This is a genomic window from Microbacterium sp. CFSPD4_SD4 (assembly GCF_057364585.1).
In genome coordinates, this window is sequence record NZ_JBNFOC010000011.1 from 19776 (window position 1) to 32131 (window position 12356).

The 12356-nt window shown below is 71.0% G+C and carries 10 protein-coding genes; 7 read left to right on the forward strand and 3 right to left on the reverse strand.

Annotated elements, in window-relative coordinates; all coding sequences use genetic code 11:
* Positions 1-215: 215 nt before the first annotated feature.
* A complete protein-coding gene (locus tag AC2W7E_RS14010) occupies positions 216-3401 on the reverse strand; it encodes a S8 family peptidase (protein WP_485989356.1) in 3186 nt (1061 codons plus the stop codon).
* A 175-nt stretch (positions 3402-3576) separates the two neighbouring features.
* Here AC2W7E_RS14010 and AC2W7E_RS14015 point away from each other — a divergent pair, with 175 nt between their 5' ends.
* The 5 genes from AC2W7E_RS14015 to AC2W7E_RS14035 all read left to right on the forward strand — a co-directional run bounded on the left by AC2W7E_RS14015 (position 3577) and on the right by AC2W7E_RS14035 (position 8171).
* Positions 3577-4122 carry an ECF transporter S component gene (locus tag AC2W7E_RS14015; protein ID WP_126894284.1) on the forward strand — a complete coding sequence of 182 codons (546 nt, stop codon included), beginning with the start codon at positions 3577-3579 and terminating at the stop codon, positions 4120-4122.
* Between the two features lie 80 nt (positions 4123-4202).
* A complete protein-coding gene (locus tag AC2W7E_RS14020; RefSeq protein ID WP_485989357.1) occupies positions 4203-5870 on the forward strand; it encodes an ABC transporter ATP-binding protein in 1668 nt (555 codons plus the stop codon).
* Positions 5867-6685, forward strand: coding sequence for an energy-coupling factor transporter transmembrane component T (locus tag AC2W7E_RS14025; RefSeq protein WP_485989358.1), 819 nt, complete (start codon positions 5867-5869; stop codon positions 6683-6685). Before AC2W7E_RS14020 ends, AC2W7E_RS14025 begins: the two co-directional genes overlap by 4 nt.
* Before the next feature lie 11 nt (positions 6686-6696).
* Complete coding sequence (locus AC2W7E_RS14030) at positions 6697-7572, forward strand: siderophore-interacting protein (protein ID WP_315106821.1); 876 nt, start codon at positions 6697-6699, stop codon at positions 7570-7572.
* Positions 7569-8171 carry an ECF transporter S component gene (locus AC2W7E_RS14035; RefSeq protein WP_315106818.1) on the forward strand — a complete coding sequence of 201 codons (603 nt, stop codon included), beginning with the start codon at positions 7569-7571 and terminating at the stop codon, positions 8169-8171. Before AC2W7E_RS14030 ends, AC2W7E_RS14035 begins: the two co-directional genes overlap by 4 nt.
* Before the next feature lie 111 nt (positions 8172-8282).
* Here the strand turns inward: AC2W7E_RS14035 and AC2W7E_RS14040 are convergent, their stop codons facing one another.
* On the reverse strand, positions 8283-9446 hold the full coding sequence (locus AC2W7E_RS14040; RefSeq protein WP_025104683.1) for an acyl-CoA dehydrogenase family protein: 1164 nt from the start codon (positions 9444-9446) through the stop codon (positions 8283-8285).
* Positions 9447-9609: 163 nt separating this feature from the next.
* Positions 9610-10539, reverse strand: coding sequence for a M15 family metallopeptidase (locus AC2W7E_RS14045; RefSeq protein WP_378869349.1), 930 nt, complete (start codon positions 10537-10539; stop codon positions 9610-9612).
* Positions 10540-10613: 74 nt separating this feature from the next.
* On the opposite strand from AC2W7E_RS14045, the gene AC2W7E_RS14050 reads away from it, so the two are divergent.
* Positions 10614-11708: an Rv2578c family radical SAM protein gene (locus AC2W7E_RS14050; protein WP_378869346.1), complete on the forward strand. Its 1095-nt coding sequence runs from the start codon at positions 10614-10616 to the stop codon at positions 11706-11708.
* Between the two features lie 43 nt (positions 11709-11751).
* The gene (locus tag AC2W7E_RS14055; protein WP_378869343.1) at positions 11752-12291 is read left to right on the forward strand and encodes a YaeQ family protein; all 540 of its coding nucleotides are present in this window, start codon (positions 11752-11754) and stop codon (positions 12289-12291) included.
* Positions 12292-12356 lie beyond the last annotated feature (65 nt).

Consider the following 12356-nt stretch of genomic DNA (forward strand, 5'->3'; position numbering starts at 1 on the left):
TGGGGGCGCATCATTGCGTCTCCCCACGGTAGGGAGTGCGTCCCGCCGTCATGCCCGGATCCGAGGACGCTGCGACGAGCGGCGGGGGTCGTGCGACGAACGGAGGCCCGGACGATCTGCGCCCCCGCCCCGTCTGCACGACCCGGAGACGACGGCACGGCCGCACGAGGGATTCCCTCGTGCGGCCGTGACCGGGTCGTGCAACCGTTCCCGGATCACCCGGGGGCGTCGGTCTCCGGAGGCGCGGTCGGCTCCGGAGTCGGCTCCGGGGTCGTGGTCGGATCCGGGGTCGGCGTCGGCTCGGGAGTCGGCGACGGCTTCGGCGCGGGAGTCGGCGTCGGCGCGGCATCCGCGGGCGTCGTGACCGTCACCACGGTGCGCACGGCCGAGTCGCCGTACTGGACGAGTCCGAGGTAGCGGGTCCCGGCGGTCAGACCGGTCCAGCTCAGCTCGTAGCTCGTCTTCTCCCCGCGGACCGCGGCGATCGGGTTCGGCGTCGCGGTGAACGACCCCTCCCCGTCCGGCAGCACGGAGGCGTGGGTCATGTCCCACGTCATCGGCCCGGTGGTCGCGTACACGTTGGCGACGACGAGGTAGGTGCCCGCGGTCGGTGCGGGGATCGTCACCTGCTCGTCGGCCGAGCCCGTCGCCGACTGCCAGCGCTCGTAGTAGCGCAGGTCGTCGGGGCTCACGACCCGGTAGACGGTGAGGTCGAGATCGCTGCCCTCGTCGTCGGACGAGTCGAGGTCGAAGCGCGAGAGCGTGGAGCCCTCCGGCACGTCGACGATCCAGGACACGTCCTTGTTCGCGTCGCCCGAGTTCTCGTTGCCCGAGTGCCCCTCGACGGGGTTGTCCGGGTCGCTGAGGAGCTGGAACGGCGTGAGACCCGAGACGCCCAGCGCCAGATCGCCGTCGAGGCCGGGGGTGATGTCGACGGTCGTGCTGCCGTCGACGCCGCTGCCGGTGATCTCGGCCGGGGCATCCGCCGTGACCGGGAACACCGCGATCGGCGAGCGCACCGTGTTCTTCTTGCTCGTCCAGGTGAGCGACCCCGTGGCCCACTGCTCGACCGGCGCGGTGGTGCTGTCGAACGTGACCGTGAAGGTCTTCGTCTGCCCCGGCTTGTCGAAGGAGAGCTGGGACGGCGTGACGGTGACGTTCACGCCGGGGACGGAGGCCTTCGCCGTGAACACGCCCTTCTCGGTCGAGGTGACCGAGCGGGTGACGGTCTGCGCGCTGGCCAGGGACCCGATCGAGATCGATGCCTGGTTCAGATCGCTGCCGTCGATGGGGTCGATGCCGGGGAAGTCCGACAGCCCCTTCCCGTCGAGGAACGCCGCCCAGTCCTTGAAGCCGTTCAGGTAGAGCAGACCGGGGTTCAGGAACCGCGTCGCATCGACCTGTCCGGCACCCTGCTCGAACGGGTTCGTGTTCTTCGAGCCGTCGGGGAGCACGGTGTCGGAGGCGGTCGTCATCAGGGCCGACCGGATCTCGCCCGGGGTCGCCCGCGGGTGCTCCCCGAGGTACAGCGCACCGAGGCCGGCGATGTGCGGGGAGGCCATCGACGTCCCGGAGAGGATGCCGAAGGTCGGGTCCTCACCCGGGGCGTTGTGTGTGGCGGCGAGGATCGCCACTCCCGGAGCGGCGATGTCCGGCTTGAGGACGTCGGTGCCGTCGGCGAGGACCGGTCCGCGGCTCGAGAAGCCCGCGATCTGCGGGGTCGGCGTGGTCACACCGGTGGTGTTCTCACCGACGAGGGTGATCGGCCGATCGACGCCGCCCTGCACGTAGGCGAGCACGGCCGCACGGTGCACGGCGTTCAGGTGCACGGTCGGCACCGCGTGGAAGTCGTTGTCGAGGGAATCCGCGCCGCCGGGCACGTTCACCAGGACCATGCCGATGCCCCCGGCGTCCTTCACGACCTGGGACTTCTCCGCGCGGGCGTTGCCGCCGCGGTCGCAGACCACGATGTGTCCGGCGACCTTCGCCGGGTCGAGGGTGCCCGGCAGGCACAGCTGCGCATCCGCCGCACCGGGCGCCGCGGCATCCACGGCGGCGATGGAGGGTCCGGAGACGCTCTCACCGAACGGGACGGTCACCGAGGCCCCGGCCTGCTCGAAGCCGTCGAACTGCACGGTGCCCTCCCACGTCGGGATGGTGGAGGCGGCGACCGTCGTGTACCACGGCGAGGCGTGGTCGGCGGTGACCGGATCGGGGCCGTCGTTGCCGGCGCTGGTCGCGACGAAGACACCGGCGGCCGCGGCGTTGAGGAACGCGAGGTCTTCGGGAGCCATCACGGTGCTCGCGGCGCCGCCGCCGATCGAGTAGTTGATCACGTCGACACCGTCCGCCACGGCCTGATCGATCGCGGCCACGAGGTCGCTCAGAGCACAGATGTCATCCGTCGTCACGGTCGTGTCCGGGCCGACGTAGCAGGCCTTGTAGGCCGCGACCTTCGCCCCGGGCGCGACACCGGAGACCGTTCCGAAGTCGACACCCTCGACCTCGGCGTCCACTCCGAAGTTGCCCGCGGCGGTGCTCGCCGTGTGCGAGCCGTGACCGTCGCCGTCGCGCGGGGAGAGGTAGTCGTACTGGAAGTCGAACCCGGCCGCCTGGGCTCCCGCGAAGAAGTACTGCCCGCCGATGAGCTTCGTCGAGTAGTCGCGCTCGTCCCAGTCCTGACCATCGACCATCGCGCCGCGGAACTGTCCGCCGTCGGACTTGTCGAAGTAGACGTAGGTGCCGTCGGTGTACGGGTCCGTGCCCTTGTGCCGACTGTTCTGCTTCTTCTGCTGCTTGAGCTTCTTGCCCTCGAACGAGGGGTGCTCGGGCGCGATGCCGGTGTCGATCACGCCGACCACGACGCCCTCGCCCGCCTTCTTCACGCCTCCGGTCTGCTGCCACACCCCACCGCGGCCCTTGCGGTCGTCGCCGAGGCCGAGGTAGTCGGTCGAGGTCTGCGCGTCGGGGTGACGGATCTCGTCGGGATACACCCCGAGGACGTCCTTCGAGGCGCGGAGCTGGTCCACCTGCTCACCCGAGAGGTCGGCGCTGAAACCGTTGAGCACCACCTGGTAGGTCGTGTCCGGGGTGACGCCGACGTCGTTGATGAGGCTCTTCTGCTCCGACTCGAGGTGCTTGACGTAGCGCCGCGCGTCCTGCGACTGCGTCTCGAGCTGCTCGCCCTCGTCGGGCTTCGTCGCCTTCAGGCCCTTGACGTCGCCTTCGTAGCTGGCGAGGGGATCGGCCTTCATGATCACGATGTAGTGCCCGGGGGTCCCCGCGACCGGAACGGGGTGCGTCACCTCCCCGGTCGCTGCGTGGCCTGCGGTTGCCGTCGATGCGATGAACAGCGTCGCCAGGGTGGTGGCTGCTGCGATCCGAAGGGGTGTTCGACCCATATCTCGCTCCTGATGATCCGATGATCCCGATGCCGCGTCGTCGCCGCACCGCGGCTCACGATAGCCCCGCCGTTCGGCGCCGGATCGAGAACTGAACGATGGTCGCCCTCGATCGTGCCGATCGGTCAGGATGGACGGCGGCCGACTCTCCGAATGTCGCCAGTAGGCTGGAGACGTGGCCCGAACCTCCGTCCTGTCGACCAGAGTGCTGCTGATCTGCGCGGCGATCGGTGTCGCCACGGGCATCCTCGGCGGCATCGCCGGATGGGTCACTCCCCTCCTCCTGGCCAGCCCGCTGCTGTTCCTCTACGGCCTCGTGCTGGGCTCGCACGTGCTGCCGGGCATCATCGCGCAGGAGGTGCTGCGGCTGCCGTTCGTGGCGCTCATCACGCACGTGTTCGCCGCCCTCATCGCGAGCGCCTTCAACCCGGCGTGGTCGCTGCGGTTCATCGGCACCGCGCTGCTCTTCGGCCTCATCCAGGAGGGTGTCGCCGCCCTCACCCGCTATCGCTCCTGGGGCGCCTGGCGGTTCTTCGTCTCGGCGGTCGTGATCGGCGGCGTCGTGGCGGTCGCGGTGTTCTTCGCGGCGAACCTCGCGGTCATGCCGCTGTGGGCCCAGCTGCTGTACCTGGCGATCTCCGTGCTCGGTCCTGTGGCCTGGACGGCGATCGGCCTCGCCATCGGTTCGGCGCTGCGCACCGCCGGGGTCGCGCGCCGCTGATCGCGCACGGGCCCCGCTGGCAGCACAGGTAAGGCTCAGCTAAGTTAGAGGCACACCCTCCGTCGAGCCAGGGACGTGCCGTGCGCCCATCCGCACCCCTCCTCCGCGTGCGCGAGCTGACCCTCACCCACGCGGATGCCGCGCACCCGTCGCCCCGTGACGTGACCTTCGACATCGATCCCGGCGAGGTCGTGCTGCTGCTCGGCCCGTCCGGTTCCGGGAAGTCGACGCTCACGCTCGCCCTCAACGGCCTCATCCCGCACGCGCTCCCCGCGACGATGACCGGCACCGTCGAGACCGGAGGCGTCGACACGACCACCGCGCACACCGCGACGCTCAGCACGCACGTCGCCATGGTCTTCCAGGATCCGGACGCGCAGATCGTCACAGGGACGGTGTACGACGAGGTGGCCTTCGGCCCGGAGAACCTCCTCCTCCCGGTGGAGACCGTGCGCGCCCGCGTGGAGGAGGCGCTGCGGCGCGTCGGCCTGTGGGAGCGCCGCGACGACAACCCCGACCACCTGTCCGGCGGCGGGCGGCAGCGTCTCGCCATCGCCTGCGCCCTCGCGATGGGCTCGCCTCTCATCGTGCTGGACGAGCCGACCGCGAACCTCGACCCCCAGGGGATCGACGACGTGTACGCGGCGCTGACCGAGGTCGTGGCCGCCGGAGATCGCGCCATCCTCCTCGTCGAGCACAACCTCGACGCCGCGATGCGTTTCGTCACGCGCACCATCGTGCTCGACCGCGAGGGCCGGGTGGTCTTCGACGGTCCGGCGGCCGAGACCATCCGCGCGCATGCCGACGAGCTCGTGGCGATGGGGGTCTGGCTGCCCGCCGCGACGCTCGCCGCGCTCCGCCTCCGCGACCGGGGGATCGTCCTCGACCCGCTGCCGCTGACGCCCGAGGCGCTGGCCGCCGCACTGCCTCCCGGCCCCGGCGCCGCGTCCTCGGTGCCGGTCGGCGACCCTCGCCCCGCCGACTGGGAGCCCATCATCCGGGCCCGCGGCCTCACGGTCACACGGCGCCGCACCGAGATCCTGCACGGGGTCGACCTCGACATCGCCGTCGGGAGCCTCACCGCGATCGTCGGGGCGAACGGGGCGGGCAAGACGACGCTGATCCAGGCTCTCGCCGGGGTCGTGCCGCCGCCGAGAGGTCGGGTCTCCGTCGACGGCATCGACCCAGGGACGGCCTCCCCTCGGGAGCTCGCGGCGCGCATCGGCTTCGTGTTCCAGAACCCGGAGCACCAGTTCATCGCCGCCACCGTGTTCGACGAGCTCGCCCACGGGCTCCGGCTGCGCCAGGTGCCGGACGACGAGGTCCGCACGCGGGTGGCGGAGATGCTGGAGCGGTTCGGGCTGACGCACAAGGCCGACGTGCATCCGTTCCTCCTCTCCGGCGGCGAGAAGCGACGGCTCTCCGTGGGCACCGCCCTCATCACCCGTCCCCCCGTCCTCGCCCTCGACGAGCCCACGTTCGGGCAGGACCGGGCCCGAGCCGCCGAGCTCCTGCATTTGCTGGAGAGCCTGCGGGCGGACGGCACGACCGTGGTCATCGTCACGCACGACCTGCAGCTCGTCGCCGAGCACGCCACCGACACGGTCGTCCTCGCCGACGGGCGGGTGCGGGCCGCCGGTCCGACGGCGGCACTGTTCGCCGATCCCGCGATCCTCCCCTCCGCCGGCCTGCGCGTCCCCGCGTTGCAGCGTGTGCTCACCGCGGCCGGGTGGGAGGTGTCGCCATGACGATGACCACGCTCGATCCGTACGCACCGCTCACGGCCACCTCGCGGCGGCAGTTCCTCTACGGCCTCAACCCGCTGGCGAAGGTCGCCGGGTTCGCCCCCGCCATGCTGCTCCTCGTCTTCGTGCGGGACCTGGCCACCCCCGCTGCCTTCCTCGTGCTCGCCTACGCCCTCATCCTCATCGGGGCGCGGGTGACGGGGCGCCTCCTCGCGCTGCTCCTGCTCGGTCTTCCCGCGGGCATGCTCGCGATCGGCGTCGGCTTCTCGCTGTGGGTCGACGCGGCCCTGGTCGCCGACACCACCCCCGTCGTGACGATCGGCGACTGGACCCTCTACGGCGGTGCCCTCCTCATCGGGTTCGCTACGGCGCTCCGGCTCGGATCGATCGTCGCGCTCGCGCTCGTCGGCGGCCTCACCACCAGCGGCTCCGATCTCGTGCGTGCGAGCGTGCAGCAGCTGCGCGTGCCGTACCGCATCGGGTACACGGCCCTGGCCGCCTTCCGCTTCGTGCCCCGGTTCGGGCACGAGCTCGCCGTCATCCGCGCCGCGCACCGGGTGCGCGGTTACCACGGCGGCCGCGGCCCCTTCGCACGGATCGCCCGCGGCTGGGGGTACATCGTCCCGCTGCTCGCGGGTGCCATCCGGCATGCGGAGCGCGTCGCCCTCGCGATGGACTCCCGGGCGTTCGGTGCGCATCCGACGCGGACCGAGCGGCACCTCGTGCCGTTCCGCACGAGGGACACCGTCTTCACCGTGGCGATGCTCGCCGTGTCGGCCGCGATCTTCGTCGTCTTCTTCCCCTGGCAGCTCCCCTGAAAGGCGCCCGCATGGCATTCAGCAAGATGGTCAAGCCGGAGACGGCCGAGCTCCTGCACCTCACCGTGCTCCGCACCGAACGGCTCGCGCCGCACTGGGTGCGGGTGACCCTGGGCGGCGGCGAGATCGACCGCTTCCGTCCGATGGGCTACGACCAGTGGTTCCGGCTGTTCCTGCCGATCGGCGGGGAGGCCGGGCTCGAGCGGGTGCCCGCCAAGGCGAACCGGATGTTCGGGTATCTGAAGTTCCTCCGCATCCCCGACGGCGAGCGCCCCGTGATGCGCAACTACACCGTGCGCGCGTACCGCCCGGCCACGCCCGAGACCGGCGCCGAGCTCGACGTCGACTTCGTGCTGCACGGCTCGGCGGCCGACGGCACCGCCGGTCCGGCCTCCCGATGGGCGGAGACCTGCGCCCCCGGCGAGCACGTCCTCATCATCGACGAGGGCCTGACGTTCAACCCCGAGCGGGGCACCGACCGGGTGGTGCTCGTGGGCGACGAGACCGCCCTCCCTGCGATCGCGTCGATCAGCGTCTCCCTGCCGGCCGACGCCGCGGGCACGGCGATCATCGAGGTCCCGTCCGCGGAGGACGCCCTGGAGTTCGCGCATCCGTCGGGGCTCGGCGTGGTGTGGATCGTGCGGCCGCACGAGATCCCGCCCGGGGTTCTCGCCCTGGACGCCCTCGCTCGCACCGCTCTGCCCGATGCTCCGTTCCACGCGTACGCGGCCGGCGAGCAGGCCCTGGCCTCCGGCGTCCGCAAGCAGCTCGTCGGCGAGCGCGGCGTGGACAAGAACGCCGTCAGCTTCTGCGGCTACTGGAAGATCGGCGCCGCCTCCCCCGCCTCGAAGGCCGCCCGCGAGGCCGCCGCGGAGCCTCTCGCGTGAGCGGTGCGGAGGCGCCGCTCGGTTCTGCGCCCTCTTCGGCGGAGACTCCGACCTCGCGTTCGCGGCGGTTCCGGTTCCCGACCGCCATCCTGCTGACCTGCGCCGCACTCGGCGTCGCCGGCGGTCTGCTGCTCGCCCCGGCGAACTGGGTCTCGACGATGCTGTTCCCCGGGCTTTCACTCGTCAGCGTGGCTCTCGCCGGGCTCTGGCTGCTGCCGTCGGTGGTCGCGCTCCGCCTGCTGCGGAAGCCTCTCGTCGGGATCCTCGTCGGGCTCCTCTCCGGCCTCGTCATCGTGCCCTTCTCGGGCTACGGCTTCGGCAGCGTGGCTACGAACCTGTGGTGGGCGGCATTCACGGAGCTGCCGTTCCTGTTCGTGATGTGGCGGTACTGGGGCACCTGGCTGCACTACGTGGGAGCTGTCGTCGTGGGCGTCGTGTATCCCCTGCTCACGTGGGCCTCGTTCGACCTCGGCACGTTCACCCTCGCCGTACGGGTGCTCTTCTTCGTCCTGACGATCGCCAGCTGTGTCGCCGGTACCGCCCTCGGCATCCTCATCGCCGACCGCCTTCGTCGGGCCGGTGTCGGCGGGCGCCGCTGATCCCCTCCCCTGGCTCCCGGGCACAACTGCGGAGCTAAGACACGACACGCCGGGGCGGACGAGGCCGCCCCGGCGTGTCGTCCGGGATCTCCGAAGCTGTGCCCGGGGACGTCAGCGCTTGCCGGCGATCTGACGCCCGACGATCTCGCGCATGATCTCGTTCGTGCCGCCGTAGATGCGGTGCACACGGGCGTCGAGGAAGGCGCGGGCGATCGGGTACTCGGTGATGTAGCCGTAGCCGCCGTGGAGCTGGACCCCGGCGTCGAGCACCTCCCACTCGCGCTCGGTGGCCCAGAACTTGACCTTCGCGGCCTCTTCGGCCGAGAGCCTGCCGTCCTTGTACGCCAGGAGCGCGCGGTCGATGAAGGCCCACAGCGCGTCGACCGTGGCGGACATGTCGGCGATGGTGAAGCGGCTGTTCTGGAAGTCGATGATGCGCTCCCCGAAGGCCTCGCGGTCCTTCGTGTAGGCGACGGTCCAGTCGAGCGCGGCCTGTGCGGCGGCGGCTCCGGCCACGCCGATCGAGAGGCGCTCGAGCGGGAGGTTCATCATGAGCTGGATGAAGCCCTTGCCCTCGACGCCGCCGATGAGGTTCTCCTCGGGCACGAACACGTCGCTGAACGACAGCTCGGCGGTGTCGTGACCGTGGAAGCCCATCTTCGAGAGCTTCTTGCCGTTGTCGAACCCCTCCATGCCCTTCTCGATGAGGACGAGGCTGAACGCGTCGGGCCGGTTGCCCTCGCCCGTCTTGACGAAGGTCACGACGAGGTCGGCGGTCGCACCGGACGAGATGAACGTCTTGGCGCCGTTGACGAGGTAGCCGCCGTCGACCTTCTTGGCGGTGGTCTTGATGCCGCGGAGGTCGGAGCCAGCCCCGGGCTCAGTCATGGCGAGCGCGCCGACGACCTCGCCGGTGGCCATGCGGGGCAGCCATTTCTCCTTCTGCTCCTGCGTGCCCATGTGCACGAGGTACGGGACGGCCAGGTCGTCCTGGATGCCGAAGGCGCCGGCGAGCGAACCCGCTCCGGCTGCGATGACCTCTTCGTTCACGATCGCGCGGAAGCGGTAGTCCTGCAGCATCCCGGCGCCGCCGAACTCCTCGGGCACGGAGAGCCCGATGATGCCGGCCTCACCCGCGGCGCGCATCGTGGCGCGGTCCACCTCGCCGGCGGCGTCCCACTTCTCGATCGCCTCGTGCGTGACGTGGCGCTTGACGAAATCCTTGACGAGGTCGCGGAATGCCTCGTGATCCTCTTCGTAGATGTCGCGTTCCATGCCGTCCTCCCGAACGTGTCGTGCGTCGTTGCTCCGGCGAGTCTACGGCGGGGACACGGGGCAGGACAGGCGATTGTGAGAATGCATCCCATCCCGAGTGGGACTGGGTACCGCCTTTGTGGAAAGCCTCAGAGCACACCGAGCGCCACCGCGGACGCCCCCATCAGTGCTCGTAGTCGGGAGCGGCGGGCAGGCCGAAGAACTCCTCGAGGGTGTGGAAGCCGCCCTCGTGATACGCCGCCGCGAGCTCCGTTCCGACGTAACGCAGGTGCCAGGGCTCCGGCGCGTACCCGGTGACGGCGGTGCCGACCTGCTCGTAGCGCACGATGAACCCGTACTCCCAGGCGTGCGCGGCCACCCACTCGCTCTGCCGCGTCGCCCCGAAGCCGTCGAGACCGCCGCATTCGGCATCGCAGGCCACCACGTCGAGGGCGAGACCGGTCTGATGCTCGCTATGACCCGGCCGCGCCGAGCCGGCGTCCGCGTCGGCCTGCCCCTGGTCCCGCACGTGGGCCCCGTAGGTCGCGACCTGGAGCCCGTAGGACCGGTAGCCGTTGTTCGCGCCGATGCGGCCGACCCCCGCGGCCGCGGCGGCCTCCGCCATGCGCCCGACCGCGTCGGCGACCTCCGCGCGCACGCGGCCCGACGGCGTCGTCATCTGCAGGGGCACCTGGCCCAGTTCCGCGGGCTCGTAGGCGGCCGGATCGAGCGGACGGCCCTTGTTCACCACGACCCAGATCCGGGCGGGATCGCTGAGCGAGACGCAGGGCGCGTTCCCGGCGACCACCGCCTGACGGAAGCGCGCTCCGCCGCCGAACCCCGCGATGGTGGCGGCGTCATCCCCCGCCGCGATCGCCTCCTGCACCCCGGGGTCGGCACAGGGGTCCGCCGCGGGCGTCGCCGCGTTCTCCACGGTCGGCACCTGCATCACCGCGACCGGCCGCGGCATGTCCTCCGAGGCGACAGGGGTCGCGGCCGCCCCGGTGAGGGACAGCAGCACGCCCACCGCGGTCACCGCCAGCCCGACCGGGAGGGCGGGGCCGAAGATCGGGGAGCGCGGCGCCGCATGCTGAGCGTACGGCGAGGAGGGCATGGCCCCATTCTTCCATTCGAACATTGATGCCATACTCGCTTGACTTCGATTCGGTTCTTTGTTCGACTAGGACGATGCGGTGGCAGGGACAGAAGCTCGCGGACAGCGACGAGGCGGCGCTGCCCGGTCTCGAGAACCGGTCCAGCGTCCTGCGCACGGTGACGACGCCGGAGTTCGCCGGGATGACGTTCCACGAGGTGCTGTCGAAGTCCGCTCTCAACCACGTCCCCGGGGCGTCGCGCATGCCCTTCGCCTGGACGATCAACCCCTACCGCGGCTGCTCCCATGCCTGCACGTACTGCTTCGCACGAGGCACGCACGAGTACCTCGACCTCGACGGCGGTGCCGACTTCGACACCCAGATCGTCGTCAAGGTCAACGTCGTCGAGGTGCTCGAACGGGAGCTGCGCCGCGGGAGCTGGCAGCACGAGACGGTCGCCCTCGGCACGAACACCGACCCGTACCAGCGGGCCGAGGGGCGCTACGCCCTCATGCCCGGCATCATCGAGGCGCTCGCGGCGTCGGGCACCCCGATGTCGATCCTCACGAAGGGCACGCTGATCCGCCGCGACATCCCGCTGCTGAAGAAGGCGGCGCAGCGCGTGCCGGTCGACGTGCAGATGTCGATCGCGATGTACGACGACGCGCTGCAGAAAGCGATCGAGCCCGGCGCTCCGACCACGCAGGCCCGCCTCGACACGGTGCGCGCCCTTGCCGACGCCGGGTTCCCGGTCACGGTGTTCCTCATGCCGATCATGCCGCACCTCACCGACTCCCTCGCCGCGATCGACGACGCCCTGCGCCGCATCAAGGCCGCCGGAGCGCGGAGCGTGATCTACGGAGCCCTGCACCTGCGTCCGGGCGTCAAGCCGTGGTTCTTCCAGTGGCTCGGCGAGAACCGTCCCGACCTCGTGTCGTCGTACCGGGGGCTCTATCCCGGAGCGTCCGTCGAGGCGCCGAAGCCGTATCGGCAGTGGCTCGCCAAGCGCGCTCGTCCCCTCATCCGGATGCACGGACTCGACGGCCGGCACGAAGACGACTATCCGCGGCGCGGGTTCCGCCCGGGCCAAGGCCACGTGCAGACGGAGACCCCGGCGGCCGGGCCGGTGATGTTCACCCCGAGCGGCCGCGCTGCCGCGGCCCCTCCTCCCCAGCCGATGCTGTTCTGAGTCGGTCACGGAGGGGGTGCTGCTCCACGTAGGCTCGAGGATCATGGCGATCGGTTCGACAGTCCACACGTTCGAGATGCAGCTGGCCGACACCGATCGCGGGGTCTACGAGGACGTCTCGCTCCGCGCCGCCCGGCATCCCTCCGAGACCGACGCGTACATGCTCACCCGGGTGCTCGCGTACGGACTCGAGTTCGCGGAGGGCATCGCCTTCGGCGGCAGCGTCTCCGACACGGAGGAGCCCGCCGTGCTCGTGCGCGACCTCACGGGGCGGGTCACCGTCTGGATCGAGGTGGGCGCTCCCGATGCCGCACGGCTGCATCATGCCACCCGCCTCGCGGACCGGACGGTGGTCTACACGCACCGCGATCCCGCCAAGGTCATGGCGCCGTGGGCCGACAAGCGCATCCACCGGGCCGAGGACATCCGGGTCTACAGCTTCGATCCCGGCTTCGTCGACACCGCCACGCCCCACCTCGCCCGCCGCAACACCCTGACCCTCACGGTCACCGAGGGCGTCCTCTACCTCGACCTCAACGGTACGTCCCTGATGACGCCCCTCCACGAGCACACCCTCCCCTGACCCGGCCGGTGCGGAGTGCGAAAAGGCCCCGGAGACCGAAGTCTCCGGGGCCTTTCTGATCCCGA